Genomic DNA, 17,276 nt, shown 5'->3' on the forward strand with positions numbered 1-17,276 from the left:
TCGCCAGCGGTCGTCAGGTGGATGCGGCGGTCAACGCCGGTTCGCGGCACCGACTGCGCCCACCTGACAGTGGGCGCAGCGGGTTGGTTGCCGCTTAGTTGGCAGACTTCAGCGTGCCCTTGGGCAGCACATGGCCCACGGCACTCTTCTGCACGCGGATGCGCACGTTATCGGCCACTTCCACGGTGATGAAGTTGTCGCCGATATCGGTGATCACGCCCGCCACGCCGCCGGAGGTGATGACTTCGTCGCCACGCGCCAGCTTGTCCAGCAGCGACTTGTGCTCCTTCTGGCGCTTCATCTGCGGGCGGATCATCAGGAAGTACATGACCGCGATCAGGATGATCGGCAGCGCGAAGGTGGACAGGCCGCCCATCGGGCCGGGCGCCGGCGCGCCGCCAGTGGCCTGCGCCTGGGCGACGGGGATCAGGAAATCGAGCAGATTCATTCAGTGCATCCTAGTTTGGGTGCCAGCGCGCCAACCGGCCGCTCGCTATTCAGGTACCGCCGGAGCGGAACAGCCGGGAATTATGCCATGCAGGTTCCAAACCGTCCGCGCAAGGGCGCGGACGGCCGGTCTCAGCTGGTTTCCCCCGGCAACGGCGGCGTGATGGCGCCGCGTGCCGCATAGAAGGACCGCCGGAACTCGGCAAAGGTTCCCGAGGCGATCGCCGCGCGCAGGTCGGCCATCAACTTCTCGTAGTACCAGAGGTTGTGCAGGGTGCCCAGCATCGGCGCCAGCATCTCGTTGCAGCGGTCCAGATGGCGCAGGTAGGAGCGCGTGTAGCCGCTGCTGCAGGCATGGCAGCCGCAGCCCGGCTCGATGGTGTCCAGGTCGCGCTCGTACTTGGCGTTGCGGATGCGCACGGTGCCGAAGGAGGTGAAGTAATGCCCGTTGCGCGCATTGCGGGTGGGCATCACGCAGTCGAACATGTCCACACCACGCGCCACGCCCTCGACCAGGTCCTCCGGCCGGCCCACGCCCATCAGATAGCGCGGGCGCTCGGCCGGCAGGCGCGGGTGCAGGTGTTCCAGCATCGCGTTGCGCTCATGCTCCGGCTCGCCCACCGCCAGCCCTCCGATGGCGTAGCCATCGAACCCGATACCCTGCAGCCCGTCCAGCGAGCGGCTGCGCAGGTCCGGATGCACCCCGCCCTGCACGATGCCGAACAGCGCCGCGTCGTTGCCCAGCCCGTCATGCGCCTGCCGCGAGCGCTGCGCCCAGCGCAGGCTCAGCTCCATCGAGCGCCGCGCCACCTCTTCGGTGGCCGGGTACGGCGTGCATTCGTCGAAGATCATCACGATGTCCGAATCGAGCACCTTCTGGATCTGCATGCTCTCTTCCGGGCCCAGGAACACCCGCGCACCATCGGTGGGCGAGGCGAAGGTCACGCCCTGCTCGGTGATCTTGCGGCGATGCGCCAGCGAAAACACCTGGAACCCGCCCGAATCGGTGAGGATCGGCCCGTCCCAGCGCGCAAACCCGTGCAAGCCGCCGTGATCGCCGATCACATCCAGGCCCGGCCGCAGATACAGGTGGAAGGTATTGCCCAGGATGATCTCCGCCCCCAGCGCGCGGATCTGCTCGGGCAGGATGCCCTTGACCGAGCCATAGGTACCCACCGGCATGAACGCCGGCGTCTCGACGGTGCCACGCGGAAAAGTCAGACGCCCACGCCGGGCATGGCCGTCGGTGGCTTGGAGCTGGAACTGGAGTCGGGACATTGAGGGGCCGGGAATGGGGAATCGGGATTTGGGAATCGGAAAAGCGGTTTGCAGGCGGCTGATCGTTCGGCGGATGCCGCTCTACGATTCCCCATTCCCGATTCCCGATTCCCGGCCCCACAGCAGCATCGCATCGCCGTAGGAAAAGAAGCGATAGCGCTGTTCGATGGCGTGTTGATAGGCGGCGAAGATGCGCTCGCGGCCGGCGAAGGCCGAGACCATCATCAGCAGCGTGCTTTCGGGCAGATGGAAATTGGTGACCATCGCATCGACGCTGCGGATGCGGTAGCCGGGCAGGATGAAGATCTGGGTTTCGCCGGCGAACGGCAGCAGTTCGCCCTCGGGCGCGGCATCGGTGGTGCGCCAGGCGCTTTCCAGCGAGCGCACCACGGTGGTTCCCACCGCAATCACCCGGCTGCCGCGTGCCCGGGTACGGCGCACCTGCTCGACCAGCGCGGCGCCGACGTTGAGCCACTCGGTGTGCATCACGTGCTGGTCGAGCGCATCCACGCGCACCGGCTGGAAGGTGCCGGCGCCCACATGCAGGGTGACATGGCCGAACTCCACCCCGCGCTCGCGCAGGCGCGCCAGCAATGCCTCGTCGAAATGCAGGCCGGCGGTGGGGGCGGCCACCGCGCCGACTTCACGCGCGAACACGGTCTGGTAGCGCTCGCGGTCTTCCACCCCCGGCTCGCGGCGGATGTACGGCGGCAGCGGCAGGCGCCCGGCTTCCAGCAGCCAGTGCTCCAGCGGCGTGGGAATCTCGAAGCGCAGCAGATAGAACTCGCCGTCGCGGCCCAGCACCTCGGCTTGGCCGCCGGCATCCAGTGCGATCCAACTGCCGGCCTTGGGCGACTTGCTGGCGCCGATCTGCACCCGCGCCTCGCGCTCGCCGAGCAGGCGCTCGATCAGGATTTCCACCCGCCCGCCACTGGCCTTCTGCCCGAACAGGCGCGCCGGGATCACCCGGGTATCGTTGAAGATCAGCAGATCGCCCGGCTGCAGCAGCTCGGGCAGATCCCGCACCTGGCGGTCGACCAGCGCCTGCGGCGACGGCGGCACCACCAGCAAGCGGCTGGCCGCCCGCTCGGCCAACGGCGCCTGGGCAATCAGCTCGTCGGGCAGCGAATAGTTGAAATCGGACTTCTTCAAGGCCGCAGGATCGGATGGCTGAGGAGCCGCATATTGTAACTGCGGCCGGGAATGGAGATTCGGGAATCGGGAATCGTAAAAAGCGGGCCGGTCTGCGAAGTAAGAGTTCCGGTCACCGGATCAAGCTCTCCCGATTCCCGATTCCCTACTCCCGATTCCCGATTCCCTACTCCCGATTCCCGATTCCCTACTCCCGATTCCCGGTCCCTCACCGCTCAAACTTCGTTGACAAAATGATCGACGTCGTCGTGCGCTCGACACCGTCGATCGCGCCGATGGCGTCGGTGAGCACGTCCATCTCGTTGACGCCGCCGACCACGCCCAGGGCGATCAGGTCGTAGGCGCCGCTGACCGAGTGCAGCAGGCGCACCTGCGGGATGTCGCGCAGCGCCTTGACCACGGCCGGCATCTTCTTGGGCAGCACGGTGATCAGGATATGCGCGCGGATGCGGCCCTGTTCGTAGGCGTCGTGGGTGCGCACGGTGTAGCCGCTGATCACGCCGTCGCGTTCGAGTTTTTCGATCCGGCTCTGCACGGTGGTACGCGACAGCCCGAGCCGGCGCGCAATCTGCGCGGTGGAGGCGCGCGCGTCCTCGCGCAGCAGCGACAGCAGGCGTTCGTCGGAGGGAGTGATTTTCACTTTTGCCCAATTGGTTCGTCGATCCGACGAAAATACCCGACTTCCTGCCCGGATTCACGCTGCCAAACGCCGATCTTCTGCCGATAATAGGAAGGGAACGCCACCTTGCAGGAGATGCGCCATGTCCGTCCTCGCCCCGCTCGCCCCGCTGCGTGCCCACGCCGGCCGCCGCCTGACCGATGGCCTGGACGATGCCAGCATCGCGCGTCTGGCCGCCAACCACCCGGATCTGGCACGTGCCATCGACGCCGCCGCCGCCGAGTACGCGCAGGTGCGCGCCGAGGCCGCCGACCTGCTGGACCTGGACGAAGACGCCCAGATCAGTGCGGTGCAGGACGGCTTCATCAACTTCTATGCCGACGATGCGGTGACCCCGTACGTGGCACTGGCCGCGCGCGGGCCCTGGGTGATCACGCTCAAGGGCGCGGTGCTGTACGACGCCGGCGGCTACGGCATGCTTGGCTTCGGCCACACCCCCGCGCCGGTGCTCGAGGCGATGGCGCGTCCGCAGGTGATGGCCAACGTGATGACCCCCAGCCTGGCGCAGCGCCGGCTCGACCGCGCCCTGCGCGCCGAGATCGGCCATACCCGCGGCGGCTGTCCGTTCGCACGCTTCATGTGTCTCAATTCGGGCTCCGAAGCGGTCGGCCTGGCCGCGCGCATCGTCGACACCAACGCCAAGCTGCACACCGACCCGGGCGCGCGCCACGCCGGTGCCAGCATCAAGCGCGTGGTGGTCAAGGGCAGCTTCCATGGCCGTACCGACCGCCCCGGCCTGTATTCCGATTCCAGCCGCAAGACCTACACCAAGTACCTGGCCAGCTACCGCGACGAAGACTCGGTGATCGCGATCGCGCCGTACGACGTGGCGGCGCTGCAACGCGCCTTCGACGAGGCCGCGCGCAATCACTGGTTCATCGAGGCGGTGTTCCTGGAGCCGGTGATGGGCGAAGGCGACCCGGGCCGCGCATTGCCGGCCGCGTTCTATGCCGCGGCGCGCGAACTGACCCGCCTGCATGGCAGCCTGCTGCTGGTGGATTCGATCCAGGCCGGCCTGCGCGCGCACGGCGTGCTGTCGGTGGTGGATTACCCCGGCTTCGAGCAGCTCGACCCGCCGGACCTGGAGACCTATTCCAAGGCGCTCAACGCTGCGCAGTACCCGCTGTCGGTACTGGCAGTGACCGAACACGCCGCGCAGGTGTACCGCAAGGGCACCTACGGCAACACCATGACCACCAATCCGCGTGCGCTGGATGTCGCCTGCGCCACGCTGGCGTTGTTCACCCCGCAGGTGCGCGAGAACATCCGCAGCCGCGGCGCGCAGGCGATCGCCAAGCTGCAGGCACTGCAGTCCGAGCTGGGCGGTTTGATCACCAAGGTGCAGGGCACCGGCTTGCTGTTTTCCTGCGAGCTGGCGCCGCAGTTCAAGTGCTATGGCGCCGGTTCCACCGAAGAGTGGCTGCGCCATCGCGGCGTCAACGTCATCCATGGCGGCGAGAATTCGCTGCGCTTCACCCCGCACTTTGCGATGGACGAAGACGAGCTCGATCTGCTGGTCGGGTTGATCGCGCGTGCACTGAAGGAAGGTCCGCGCCAGGCCCAGGCCGAAGCGGCCTGAGAGCCACCCGCAGAAGATGGCGGGCAGTCCGCAGGTAGTGGACGGTGCGCAGTATCCGAGCGGTGCACGCCGATTCCGAGTACCGGCTGCGCTCGCTGATCGGTGAGCGCCGCGGTTTTGTGAGCCGCTTGAAGCCAAGGCGACGCAGGCAGTACTTGCGCGCCTCGGACAGGCGCGGCCGCCCCGAAGCTCACCGCGCGCTCTTGCCGTCGCACGCGGCGATGTGCTGCCCGGCCGGGTCAGATCGGCACGGCGCTCAGCTTGCGGCGTAGGTAATTGGTCACGGCCCGGCGTGGCGACTTGCCGCGCCAGGATGCCCAGCACAGATGCGAGCCCACCGCGACGGTGCCGCCACGGTGGCCGAGCCCGAACCAGGTGCGATCCGGATGGAACGCATCGCGCGCCGGGAACACGATGCCGGCAAACTCGCCGGCGTGCGCGTTGTAGAAACGCGTCAGCCCGCGCGGGCCGGAGATCATCGGAATCTGCCGGTGGTCTTCCAGCGTCTCAGGCGCATGCGCGGTGAAGATGTGCTCGATGAAGGCGCGCCAGAATGGATGCCCTGCCTCCGAGCCGAACACGGCATTGCCGATCTTGAACTGCTCGTTGCCGGGCGCTCCCTCTTCGATCGGCAGCACGCATTGCTGTGCCAGCACGTCCGCGCCAAGCGTGCGCAGCAGCTTGTAGTCGGTGTCGAAATAGAACCCGCCGTAGCTGTGCATATAGGCGCAGCGGGCGATGTCGGCCTTCATCACACCGAAGCGTATCGCCTCGTAGCGGTCGGCGAATTCCGGGAACGCGCGACGCATCAGTGCGGAGTTGTCGGCGTCGTCCCAGACATGGCAGGTCCAGCCCGGCAACAGCCGCTGCAGGCGGGCCCGGATCTTGCGCTCTTCCCAGAGCAGGTGCTTGGTCGGCGCAGTGAGATGGAACACGTGGGGAATCATGGGGGGCTCTCGGGGGCTGGGGGAACCAGACCTCCACCGAAGCACCGCACCGAAGCCGGCTACCCGGATGGAGCTCCGGTCAGCCGTAACAGTAGTCCCATTATTAGTGTGACGTAATTCACAATTTTAAATGGTTACGCCTACCGCCGATTCGCAGAATCAATCCAGAACCGAAGTTCGCTCACAGCCTCCTCATCCCGCACGGCTGGCCTCGCCACGCTGCTGTCGTCTCACTTCACTCCCAGCACCGGTCCGCGCGTCCCTTCAGGGTTGTGCTGCGCGGGCAATCGCGCGGTGCGATGCGCCCGGCTTCCTGCTCCACCAACCGCTTGCCGCCATCGCTGCCGCGCTCCAGCTCGAACGCATCGTAGAGACGTCCGGTGGCGGTGCGCGACTCGTAACGCAACTTCTGGTTGTCGATGCGAAGCACTTGATAGAGCTGGGTGTCTTCGCCGACCGGACGCATGGTCTTGCGCGCCATGTCCGAGAGCCGGTACTGCTTGGGCCCGGCCACCGAGACCACAAACACCGGCGTCGCCTGCCCTGCGTCATCGCCGCGCCGGCCGTAGGTGTGGTCGTGGCCCTGCAGCACCAGATCGACCTTGTGGCGGCGGATCACCGGCAGCACCTGCTCGACCAGCTTCTGGTTCTCGCGATCGGCGCGCGGGGAAAAGAACGGCTGGTGGATCAGCACGATCGACCACGGGTGCGGGTTGTCGGCCAGCACCTTGTCCAGCCACTGCGCCTGTGCCGGGCCGGTGCCCAGATCCAGCACCGAGGTGCCGTCCAGCACGGCGATGCGCACGCCCTGATAGTCGAACCAGTAGCTGGTGCGCGCCGTGGCCGACGGCCCGTTGCGCGGCAGGGCGAAGGTCACCGGCCAGTGGTTGCCGAGCGTGCGCGTGGCCTGCGGGGTGTCCTCGCCCTCCTCGTGATATTCGTGATTGCCCGGCGCCGGCGCCACTGCGGTGCCTTCCAGCAACCAGCGCCCGGCTTCGAACCATTCGGCCCACTCGTTGTCGTCCTGGCCGTCCTTGCCGCTGACCAGGTCGCCGGCGAACAGGGCCAGCCGCGCGTCCGGTGCCGAGCGCCAGGCCTGGCGGATCACCCGTGAGACCAGGCTGAGGTTCTTGTTCTGGGTGTCGCCGAAGTACAGCAGCGTCAGCGGTGTGTCGGGGCTGGCGGCGGTGCGGAAATGATTCCACGCGCCCCAGGTGCGGTTGCCCTGCACGCGGTAGGCGTACAGCGTGTCCGGCTTCAGCCCGTCGATATCGGCGCGGTGGTGGTGCGAGCTGCCGTTTTCGCTGGCCAGCGTGGCGGTGCTGGCGCGGATACGGCGCGGCGTACCCACGTCGGGCGAGTCGCCGGCAACCACCAGTTCCAGCCACGGCTGGTCGACGCTGGCATCGGTACGCCAGGCCACCGCGAAACCGGTCGCCGCCGCCTGCGCGGGCGTGGCGACGATGCGGTCCGGGAAGCCATCGGCAACATAGTGGGTGGAGCCCGCCGGCACCTGGGTGTTGGGTTCGGCGGTTTGGGCTTTCTCGGCGGCGAGCGATCGACCGCCCGCCATCGCCACCAGCAACAGCGCTGCAGACAGCGCCGCACGTGCCGCGCTCATGGCGCGCACTCTTTCAGGCGCAGCGTGCGCGCGATATCGCGCCAGTCGAATGCCGCCACCGCCTGGTCGTCGTGCAGTGCGTAGAACACCCCGCCCGGAAAGCGCGCATCGCCGCGTTGATCCAGCCACACGCCGTCGGTATTGGCGGTCACCCGGCCAGCGAAGGCACCGACATGCGCCAGGCTCTGGCGATCGAATACCTGGAACACGCTGCGGTCCTTGAACTGATCGGTGGCGATCCAGTAGCCGCTGCCGTCCTTGCACGCAAACAGCGTCATGCCTTCGGCCTGCGCCTTGAACAGGCCGCCGCCGACATTGCGGCCGCGGTAGCGTCCGTCCATGCCGTATTCGCGCAACTGCGTGCCCACGGCGACGTCTTCTTCGGCAATCATCAGGCGCGCATGCGCTTCATCGCCGAACACCGACTCGGCGATCCGGATCGCGCCCGCGTCGCTGGTATCGCCGAAGCTCTGGGTCAAGCGCGCCTGCCAGCCCTGCCCCGCAGCGCTCAATTGATAGCGCCGAAAGCGTTGCCCGAGTTCGGCCACCGGCGGCGGCAGATCCTTGTTGGCCGGCGACATGTAGTTGTCGCTGACCACCACCTCGTAGCCGCCGTCGTGCTTGCGCACCCACAGGCCGTAGGGCTCGCGCAGTTCGTCCTGGCCGAAGCTGGTCAGCGGCTTGAAGTCGGGCAACGAGAACACCTGCACGCGGCGGTTGTCGCGCTCGACCACGAACACCAGATCGTCGACGACCGAAATCCCGTTCGGGCGATCCAGCTTGCCCAGCGCCTTGCCCTTGCCGCCGACCACGCGCAGGCGCTTGCCGCTATCGCCATCGAACACCACCAGCGCATGCGTGGCCTTGGCGGTGGCGATCAACCAGCGGCTGCCATCGGGCGCACTCCAGCTGGCCGGCGAATCCAGATTGTCGGCCGGGGTCAGCGCGGTGATGAAGGCCTCCGGCACCACTTCATGCGCCACCTTGGCCTCGCTGAGCAAGGGGTCTTTCAGCAATGCCTCGTCGGCTTCGCGATCGACCGGTGCGCTGGCGCAGGCGGTCAGGGCCAGCGCGCTGGCGAGCAGCGTGGTGTGGAGTAACGTTGTGTAGAGACGCGTGCGTGTTGCGATCACAGTGCCACCTTCAGGCCGAGCGCATAGGTGCGGCCGTATTCTTCGTTCTGCAGCGTGCGCGAGGGCACGCCCTGGTACAGCTCCAGCGGTTCGTCCAGCAGGTTCTGCGCTTCCAGATACAGGCTGACGTGGCTGTTGAATTGGTAGTTCATGCTGAAATCCAGCTGGGTATGCGGGGCGACATAGATATCGTACGCGCGGCTTTCGCCGATGGTGTCCAGGTACTCGCTGCGGTACACCGCCGCAACCCGTGCACTGAAGCCATATTTTTCGTAGCCCAGGTGGCCGCTGTAGATGCGCTTGGACGAGCGCGGCAAGGTGAAGTCATCGCCGGCGCGATCGCTCAGACCGGGATCGAAATCGCTGTCCAGCACGGTGGCGCTGGCGCCGACCAGCAGGCCGTTCCAGCCTTCGGGCAGGAAGTCCAGCGCCTGCTGCCAGTTGAATTCGGCGCCGCGCACCTTGGCGGTGTCGCCGTTGATCGAGCGCGTGACCTGCAGGTCGGGGAACTCGGCATCGTTGGTGCTGATGGTCTGCACGATGTAGTCGTCGATCGACTTGTTGAACACGCCCAGCGAGATCAGGCCGGTGCTGCCGATGTATTTTTCGAACGACAGGTCCAGGTTGGTGGAGCGATACGGATCGAGATCGGGGTTGCCGACGTTCACCTCGTTGTCGCCGCGATTGATGCTCACGCGCGGGGAGACATCGCCGAACGCAGGCCGCGACAAGGTCTTGTTGGCGGCAAACCGCAGTACCCAGTCGTTGCCGGTGTCGTAGCGCAGATGCAGGCCAGGCAGCACGTTGGTGTAGCTGCTGGACGCTTCGCGCGGCGTCACCGTGGCGGTGCGGCCGTTCTCGGCCACGTCGACCTGATTGCCGGTGGCGTCGAACTGGGTGTTTTCCACGCGCACACCGGCAATCGCGCGCAGCGCGCCGATGTCCCAGGTGCCCATCACATAGGTGGCGAACACGTCTTCGGTGGCCTTGTAATCGTCCTGCAGCGAGGTCTGCAGATTGCCGCCGACATCCTGCGGGCGCGCACTGTACAGATTGCCGGAGGTGTTCCAGTAACGGCGCATGCCGTCCGAGCCGATGCTTTCGCCCAGGGTACCGCCGCGGTGTTCCGGCGCGGCGGTGGTCCAGTCGCTCAGATCGATCGCCGGCCCGCGACGCAGCTCGCTTTCGTCCACATTGACATCGCGCTCGCGCCAGCGGCCGAGCACACCCATCTTCAGGCTGGAATGCTCGCCGTCGAAGCGCACGTTGATCTGCGCGCTGCGCTCGCTGTCGTCCACCCGCTTGGGCGCAAGCACGAAGCGGTCAAACACGAAATCGTCGTTGCTCTGCCAGCCGTTGTCGGAAAAGCCCAGGCGCGGAATGCCACTGTTCTGGTCGACCGTGGCCGACAGATCGTCGCCGTCGTAGTTGAAGCGCGCTTCCATCTCGTCGTTCACGCGCTCGGTGGTCTTGGTGTAGCCCAGCTTGTAATCCACCGTGGCCGCGCTCAGACGGTTTTCACCGCCCACGCTCAAGGCCATGGTGTCCTCCTTCTTGGTGCGATAGCGCACGCGCTTGGAGATGGAATCGGCCGGCAGATCGGCCACCTCGTAGGTGCCATCGCCATTGGCGCTGACCTGCCCATCGGCCAGGCCGAAGATGGTGCGCTGGCGCGTTTCGGCATCGTCGAAGCGGCTGTACAGCGTGCGCAGGTAATAGCGGTTGTCCGCGTCCGGGCGCCAGTCCAGATTGAGGTTGGCGCCCATGCGGGTGCGCTCGATGAAGTACTTGCGGCGCTGCACCTCGCCGGCGAACAGATCGTCGGCCGCACCGCCGTCGAAACTGTCGTAGGCCACTTCGGTATTGTCGGATTCGAATTCGCGGTCCTGGTAGTTCACACCCACTGCGACGCCGAAGGTGCCGTCGAAGATATCGCTGTAGTTGAACGCGCCCTTCGGGCTGGTCTTGCCCGACAGCGACTGGTGGCTGCCTTCGATCGAGCCGCGCAGGGTGCGGCCATCGCGATCGAACGCGGAGGTGGACTCGACCTGGATCGCACCGCCGATGGAATCGCCCGGCATGTCCGGGGTCGGCGACTTGACCACCTTCAGGCGTTCGGTCGAGTCGGACGGAATCACGTCCAGCGGCGCCGAGCGGGTGCCGTCTTCCGGCGTGCCCATGGTCATGCCGTCGATGGTGACGCTGTTGAGCGCCGAATCCAGGCCGCGGATCACCACGAAGCGGCCTTCGCCCTGATCGCGGGTGACGCTGACGCCGGGCAGGCGCTGCAAGGATTCTGCAACATTCTTGTCGGGGTAACGGCCCATCGCATCTGAGGCCACCGCATCCTGGATGGCATCGGAGCCACGCTTGAGATCGACTGCGCGCACCTGCGATTCCACCTGCGGGCGCACTTCCAGGCGCTCCAGATCGATGGCCGCCGCGCCGGACGCACCGGTGGCAGCTGCCGCACCCTCGGCCGCCTGCGCAATCGGGCTCCACGCGGCCGCCGCCAACGTCAGCGTGATCGCCAGGCACAGCGGAGTCTTGTTCAACACGGGTGCTTCCCCAATCGGTTAAGAATGGGTGGGCACACTATGTCTACGACGTTTCACTGACATGACATATGCAAGCACGATCACGCGCAATGTGTGGCGACGCTGCCGCTGGCTGCGGCACACTGTGGGTCTCTCCCGCCTGTCGCTGCCCATGAAAATCGTCGAAGTGCGTCACCCCCTCGTCCAGCACAAGATCGGTCTGCTGCGCGATGCCGCCTTGAGCACCAAGGGCTTCCGCGAACTGGTCACCGAGCTGGGCACCCTGCTGGCCTACGAGGCCACCGCCAATCTGGACACCGAATCGCACGTGCAACCCGGCTGGGCCGGCCCGGTGACCGTGCAGCGGATTGCCGGCGCGAAAATCACCCTGGTGCCGATCCTGCGCGCAGGGTTGGGCATGCTGCCCGGCGTACTGGCGCTGATCCCGGCCGCGCGCGTGAGCGTGGTCGGCCTGCAGCGCGACGAAGAAACCCTGCAGCCGGTGCCCTACTTCGAACGCCTCACCGGCCGCCTGGAAGAGCGCGATGCACTGATCCTTGACCCGATGCTGGCCACCGGCGGCACGCTGATCGCCACCATCGACATGCTCAAGCGCGCCGGCGCGCGGCGGATCAAGGGCATCTTCCTGGTCGCCGCACCGGAAGGCCTCAAGGCACTGGAAGCCGTGCATCCGGATGTAGAGGTCTACACCGCCGCGATCGACGACCACCTCAACGACAAGGGCTACATCCTGCCCGGCCTGGGCGATGCAGGCGACCGGATCTTCGGGACGCGGGTGGAGTGAGCTGCGGTGGCTTGAAGCCCCTCTGCCTGCGGGGCGAGAAGACACCGCTTGCGCGCCATTGGCGCGCGTGTCTTGAAGCGCCCGCGCCGCAAGCGCGGGCCGTGGCGCGCAGTGGGGGTTGGGGTGAAGGTCCGTCGAGCGAAGCAGTCGGGGAGTCACTTCTGACGGCGCGTGGCGACGCGTTTGTCATTGCCGGCATTGGTCGCTCCCCGGAGGCGCACCCTCATCCGGCACTGCGCGCCACCTTCTCCCGGTGGGAGAAGGAACGGCGGCGGCATCGGGCATTACGTTGAAAAACGCCCACCTCAGCGCGTCGACGCTTCGATCGCCGCACTCACGTACACCAGCGGCGCATTCCAGTTGATCGCCACCTCGTTGCTGGCATAACTGCAGGTGTTGTCCAGATACGACAGCGCCGGCAGCCTGGAGGGATACGCCACCTTGCAGTCCTTGGCGTCCTGCTGGCCCGGTTGCGGACCACCGGCCAGCCAGCCCGGCACCGGGGCGTCGATGCCGTCGGCCTCGGAGGGGCGATGGTGGATATGCATCGGGCTGCGCAGCCCCACACCCGTGACGAACGACAGGCCCAGCGGATTGCGCCCCAGGATGTAATCCAGCTGCGACTGCGCGGCATCCAGATACGGCCGCTGCCGGGTCAGCCGATAGCCCTGCATCAGCATCATCGCGCGGTTGAGCACCACCGCATTGCTGCCCCACACGAAGTCGGTGTCGGTCATCGCCAGACGCCAGGGCGAGGCCTGCCACTCATCGGCAAGACGCTGCGCCAGGCCGGTGATCTCACCCGCGATGCGTGCGCGATCGGCATGCGGGGTGAGCCGGTCGCGATGTTCGGCCAGCGACATCCAGGCCAGGCCGCCGACGTTGCTCCAGCCCGGCACGCTGGCCGGTACGTTGCGCGCAATCATTGCGTCGTAGAAGCCGTCCTCGCGCGTACTCACGTACAGCTCGGCCGCGGCCCAGGCGAATTCGTCGTCCACCTGCGCATCGTCGTAGCCGCCGGTGCGCACGTCGTCGGGCTGGCGATAGATCACATCCGGGTGTTGCTGCGCCCACGCCCAGGCATTGCGCGCGGCGTTCAACATGCGCGCCGATGCGCCCGGATACTGCTTGTCGAACGGCGCATAGACGCGGCTGGCTGCCGCCATCACTGCGGCGAAATCCAGCGTGGCCGCAGTGGCCTTCATCACCACATAGCGTTGTTGCGTGGCCTGCGCGGGCATCACCAGTCCATCGAACTGCTTGTCGGTGAGCTTGTGGTACACGCCGCCATCGGCCGGGTCCTGCATGGCCAGCATCCATTCCAGATTCCACCAGGTCTCCTGCAGAATGCCGGGCACGCCGGGCGCATCGTCGGGAATGGTCAGGGCCTGCGCCTTGAACAGCGCCGGGTACTGCTCATAGGAGGCCAGCAAGGTGTAGGTGCTGATGCCGGAATTGACGATGTACTTGTTGTAGTCACCGGCGTCGTACCAGCCCTTGGGCGCACTGATCACGCTGTCGGCCGGGCGCGTGGCCGAAGCCGCCGAAGGATGGATGCGCACCTGCGTATCCGGATGCCCGGCCGCGCGCGCATAGCGCCCGGCGAACTGCGCCGGCAACGCGGTGCTGGCGCGATTGAAGTAGAACGCCCTCAGCGATGCATCGAGCACCGGACGGTACGCGCTGGCCGCAATCGGGAACGGATCGGACGCCGGCTGCCCGTCGATCTTCAACCGGTAGGTACCCGGCGCGCGCAGGCTGGAAAAATCCGCCACCCGCGCCTGCTGCCCGGCCGGCGTCCACAGCGCGGCGGCCTGCAGCTTGCCCTCCAGCACCTGGCGGCCCTGCGCATCCTCGACCGTGAAACGGTCCGCGGTGGGCGCCGCGCCTTGCGGCAATCCGAGCACCGCAAGCTTGGCCGAACCCGGCAGATAGCCGAGCTGATTGACGTGGATGGCAGCGCCCGTTGCCGCTACGGTCTGGTCGCCGGTGGTATCGGCCGCGCAGGCGGCGATGGGCGATGCGATCACCATGCCGGTGAGCAGAGTCTGGAAAATGTTCATGCCGCGATGGTCGCTGCATTGGCGCAGGGCGACAAGTCCAATCCGGGCATAGGCAACCGCGTGGAAATGCATCGCTGCGGTCGCGTGCCTGCATCGATGGAGGCGAGCACCTGCGGCCAACCGGTCATCGCGCAGGCCATGCCATAGCGCGGCAGATGCAATAGGCAACACCCGCTGCCATCCGGCCACGCCTGCCCTCGCCTACGAGGACAGGCATATCTCGATCAATCAGCGATCAGCGCGCCACCGCATCCAGCTGCACCTGCGCCTTGCCCACCGGGTTGCGCGGATCGCTCCCGCCGGTGAGCACGTTGCTGCGCTTGTCCCATTCCACCGTCTGCAGGTTGCCCCAGACGTGGCTGGAACCGCGGCCGCCCTCGGCGGTATCGCCCGGCAGCTTGAGCGCGTGACCCATCGCCTGCAGCGCCTTGGCGGTCTGCGGCGAGAACGCGTTGCTCTCGGCCTCGATCACGTCCGGCAGCCACTGGTGGTGATAGCGCGGCAAGGCGCTGACCTGCTGCGCGTCCAGGCCGGCGTCATAGCCCAGGATGCCGAGCAGCACCATGGTGATGATGCGGCTGCCTCCCGGGGTGCCGATCACCGCGACCTTGTCGGCCGATTCCATGAAGGTCGGCGTCATCGAGCTGAGCATGCGCTTGCCCGGCTTGGGCGCGTTGGCCGCGTAGCCCATCACGCCGAAGGCATTGGGCGTGCCCGGCTTGAGCGCGAAGTCGTCCATCTCGTCGTTGAGCAGCACGCCGGTGCCCTTGGGGATCAAACCCGAGCCGTACAGCAGGTTGACGGTCTGGGTGGCGCCGACGCGGTTGCCTTCGCCGTCGATGATGGAAAAGTGCGTGGTCTCGTCGTCTTCCAGCGGGGTCGGGTTGCCCGACAGCAGATCGCTGGGGGTGGCCTTGTCCGGGTTGATCGTGGCGCGCAGGCCTTGCGCGTAATCCTTGCTGGTCAGCACGCGCTGCGGCACGGCGACAAAGTCCGGGTCGCCCAGGAAGAAGGTGCGGTCGCGGTAGGCGCGGCGCATCGCTTCCACCACCAGATGGGTACGGTGCGCATCGTCGAGCGTGTCCAGCTCCCAGCCTTCCAGGATCTGCAGCATGGCGGCAAGTGCGATCCCGCCGGAGGATGGTGGCGGTGCGGTGGTGATCTTCCAGCCGCGGTAATCGAACTGGATCGGCGTGCGCTGCTTGACCCGGTACCCGGACAGCTCGGCGGCCTTCCACTGCCCGCCGGCCTGCTTGACGCCGGCCAGCAGTTTCCTGGCGGTTTCGCCCTTGTAGAAGCCATCGAAGCCCTTGTCGCCGAGCAGCTGCAGGGTATGCGCCAGCTCGGGCTGCTTGAAGATGTCGCCTTCGGCAATCGGCTTGCCGCCGCGCAGATACACCTCACGCGTGCCGGGGTAACGCTCCATCACCTCGCGCCGCGAGGCATAGCCCTTGGCCATGCGCGCGTACACCGGGAAGCCTTCGCTGGCGATGCGGATCGACGGCGCCAGCGACTGCTTCAGCGGCAGCCGGCCGTGCTTGGTGGCAAGTTCCACCAGCGCTGCCGGCAGCCCGGGAATACCGGCCGACCAGGGGCCGTTGACCGAGCGGTCGCGATCCAGCGCGCCCTGCTTGTCGAGGAACTGCGCCTCGCTGGCCGACTCGGGCGCAGTTTCGCGCGCGTCCAGCATCACGTCCTTGCCGGTCTTGGCATCGTGCAGCAGGAAGAAGCCGCCGCCACCCAGCCCCGAGCTGATCGGCTCGACCACCGCCAGCGTGGACGACACCGCGATCGCCGCATCGAACGCATTGCCGCCCTCGCGCAGGATCTGCAGGCCGGCGTCGGTGGCCAGCGCATGACCGCTGGCAATCGCCGCACCGGGCGGGTGCCCCGCCACCGGCGAGGTCGTGGCTGCTGCAGGCTTGGCGCCATCGGCAGCCCAGGCCGGCGGTGCCAGCACCAGGGCCAGCAGCAACAGGCCGCGCGAAGAGAAACGTCGGGAAAAGATGCTCACGGGGCGGGAGGCTCCTGTTCGTACAGTTCGGGGTGGTCGCGCTGCAGCTGCATGAGCTTGGCGAGCAGTTGATCGTGGGTTTCCGGTATCGCCGGATCCGGGTCGATGCATTCGACCGGGCACACCACCACGCATTGCGCCTCGTCGAAATGGCCCACGCACTCGGTGCAACGTGCCGGATCGATCACGTAGATGGTTTCGCCCATCGAGATGGCCTGGTTCGGGCACGCCGGCTCGCAGACATCGCAGTTGACGCAGAGCTCGTTGATCTTCAGCGACATATCGGCACCACCATGCGGTGCGGCGCAGCGCGATGCAACGCCAGGCGCTGGAACGCAACGTACTGCCGGAAGCGGACGCACGGGGCGTAGCGCGATGCACGGACAACGCCATGCGCGTGGCCGGCAACCGGTCCGAGCGGACCGGCGCCGACGGCGCGCGGGATCAGCAGCATGCTGCGGTCCCGCACGGCGGCCGGACGCGCCCTCCCGCGCCTCCGGCCTGGTACGGCATTACTTGGCTTCAACGAAGGTGTATTCCACGCCCTTGGGCTGGACGATGCCCTGCACCCGCGCATTCTCGGCCGCATTGCCGATGAACAGCACGCGCACGCCCTTCATCGAATCGGCCGGCACGTCCTTGAACGCGGCGTCGATCAGGTCGGCCATCTTGGTCGAGGCGGACGAACCGAAGGCCAGCATGTTGCCCGGCTGCACGCCACGCGCGAGTGCGGTCTTGACGCTTTCCAGCTGACGCTCGTAGCTGCCGGCGAACTCGGCATCGGACTCCGGCGGCAAGTAATACAGGAACGGGCTGTTGGTGGTGGTGCCCAGGTTCTGGCCGACCACTTCCTGCAGGTACTTCTTCCAGCCGGCGTTGTCGTCCTTGGCCGGCGCAGTCAGCGCAGCCGGGGCGGCGGCGGCGGTCGGTGCCGGCTCTTCCTTCTTGCAGGCGGTGACGGCCAGAGCAGCGACCGAAGCGAGCACCAGCGCGCGCATTGTGTGTTTCATGAAACTCCTCC

At 67.0% G+C, this 17,276-nt stretch carries 15 protein-coding genes; 2 read left to right on the forward strand and 13 right to left on the reverse strand.

Annotated features, from left to right (window positions below; translation table 11 throughout):
- Nucleotides 1–94: 94 nt before the first annotated feature.
- The 4 genes from yajC to ABQY74_RS12150 form a co-directional block, all read right to left on the reverse strand.
- Nucleotides 95–448, reverse strand: a complete 354-nt coding sequence (gene yajC, locus ABQY74_RS12135) for a preprotein translocase subunit YajC (RefSeq protein WP_016903294.1) — start codon at nt 446–448, stop codon at nt 95–97.
- A 131-nt stretch (nt 449–579) separates the two neighbouring features.
- Nucleotides 580–1,725, reverse strand: a complete 1,146-nt coding sequence (gene tgt / locus ABQY74_RS12140; RefSeq protein WP_102254349.1) for a tRNA guanosine(34) transglycosylase Tgt — start codon at nt 1,723–1,725, stop codon at nt 580–582.
- 81 nt (nt 1,726–1,806) lie between these two features.
- Nucleotides 1,807–2,877 (reverse strand): tRNA preQ1(34) S-adenosylmethionine ribosyltransferase-isomerase QueA, encoded by a 1,071-nt coding sequence (gene queA, locus ABQY74_RS12145; protein ID WP_349791596.1) that lies wholly within the window; start codon nt 2,875–2,877, stop codon nt 1,807–1,809.
- A gap of 208 nt (nt 2,878–3,085) precedes the next feature.
- Nucleotides 3,086–3,517: an Lrp/AsnC family transcriptional regulator gene (locus ABQY74_RS12150; RefSeq protein WP_016903291.1), complete on the reverse strand. Its 432-nt coding sequence runs from the start codon at nt 3,515–3,517 to the stop codon at nt 3,086–3,088.
- A gap of 121 nt (nt 3,518–3,638) precedes the next feature.
- Between ABQY74_RS12150 and ABQY74_RS12155 the strand changes: the two genes are divergently transcribed.
- A complete protein-coding gene (locus ABQY74_RS12155) occupies nt 3,639–5,135 on the forward strand; it encodes an aminotransferase class III-fold pyridoxal phosphate-dependent enzyme (protein WP_039526740.1) in 1,497 nt (498 codons plus the stop codon).
- Between the two features lie 239 nt (nt 5,136–5,374).
- On the opposite strand, the gene ABQY74_RS12160 is transcribed toward ABQY74_RS12155, so the two are convergent.
- From ABQY74_RS12160 to ABQY74_RS12175, 4 genes are all read right to left on the reverse strand, one after another.
- Nucleotides 5,375–6,082, reverse strand: coding sequence for a glycosyltransferase family 32 protein (locus ABQY74_RS12160; protein WP_039522043.1), 708 nt, complete (start codon nt 6,080–6,082; stop codon nt 5,375–5,377).
- Between the two features lie 235 nt (nt 6,083–6,317).
- Nucleotides 6,318–7,703, reverse strand: a complete 1,386-nt coding sequence (locus ABQY74_RS12165) for a metallophosphoesterase family protein (protein ID WP_349791599.1) — start codon at nt 7,701–7,703, stop codon at nt 6,318–6,320.
- Nucleotides 7,700–8,836 (reverse strand): phytase, encoded by a 1,137-nt coding sequence (locus ABQY74_RS12170; RefSeq protein WP_349791601.1) that lies wholly within the window; start codon nt 8,834–8,836, stop codon nt 7,700–7,702. Before ABQY74_RS12170 ends, ABQY74_RS12165 begins: the two co-directional genes overlap by 4 nt.
- Complete coding sequence (locus ABQY74_RS12175; RefSeq protein ID WP_349791603.1) at nt 8,833–11,394, reverse strand: TonB-dependent receptor; 2,562 nt, start codon at nt 11,392–11,394, stop codon at nt 8,833–8,835. The genes ABQY74_RS12170 and ABQY74_RS12175 overlap by 4 nt, the downstream gene beginning before the upstream one ends.
- A 151-nt stretch (nt 11,395–11,545) precedes the next feature.
- On the opposite strand from ABQY74_RS12175, the gene upp reads away from it, so the two are divergent.
- A complete protein-coding gene (gene upp, locus ABQY74_RS12180; RefSeq protein WP_024940024.1) occupies nt 11,546–12,178 on the forward strand; it encodes a uracil phosphoribosyltransferase in 633 nt (210 codons plus the stop codon).
- A 305-nt stretch (nt 12,179–12,483) separates the two neighbouring features.
- On the opposite strand, the gene ABQY74_RS12185 is transcribed toward upp, so the two are convergent.
- The 5 genes from ABQY74_RS12185 to ABQY74_RS12205 all read right to left on the reverse strand — a co-directional run bounded on the left by ABQY74_RS12185 (nt 12,484) and on the right by ABQY74_RS12205 (nt 17,265).
- On the reverse strand, nt 12,484–14,241 hold the full coding sequence (locus tag ABQY74_RS12185) for a glycoside hydrolase family 9 protein (RefSeq protein WP_349791604.1): 1,758 nt from the start codon (nt 14,239–14,241) through the stop codon (nt 12,484–12,486).
- 235 nt (nt 14,242–14,476) lie between these two features.
- On the reverse strand, nt 14,477–16,255 hold the full coding sequence (gene ggt, locus ABQY74_RS12190; RefSeq protein ID WP_349791606.1) for a gamma-glutamyltransferase: 1,779 nt from the start codon (nt 16,253–16,255) through the stop codon (nt 14,477–14,479).
- Nucleotides 16,252–16,536: a YfhL family 4Fe-4S dicluster ferredoxin gene (locus ABQY74_RS12195; protein ID WP_003489796.1), complete on the reverse strand. Its 285-nt coding sequence runs from the start codon at nt 16,534–16,536 to the stop codon at nt 16,252–16,254. The genes ggt and ABQY74_RS12195 overlap by 4 nt, the downstream gene beginning before the upstream one ends.
- A complete protein-coding gene (locus tag ABQY74_RS12200) occupies nt 16,527–16,709 on the reverse strand; it encodes a hypothetical protein (protein WP_053052131.1) in 183 nt (60 codons plus the stop codon). The genes ABQY74_RS12195 and ABQY74_RS12200 overlap by 10 nt, the downstream gene beginning before the upstream one ends.
- A gap of 58 nt (nt 16,710–16,767) precedes the next feature.
- Entirely contained in the window at nt 16,768–17,265 is a 498-nt protein-coding gene (locus ABQY74_RS12205; RefSeq protein WP_039516474.1) for a hypothetical protein, read from the reverse strand.
- Nucleotides 17,266–17,276: the final 11 nt, after the last annotated feature.

It is taken from the genome of Xanthomonas sp. WHRI 7064 (assembly GCF_040202355.2).
Lineage (GTDB): Bacteria > Pseudomonadota > Gammaproteobacteria > Xanthomonadales > Xanthomonadaceae > Xanthomonas > Xanthomonas arboricola.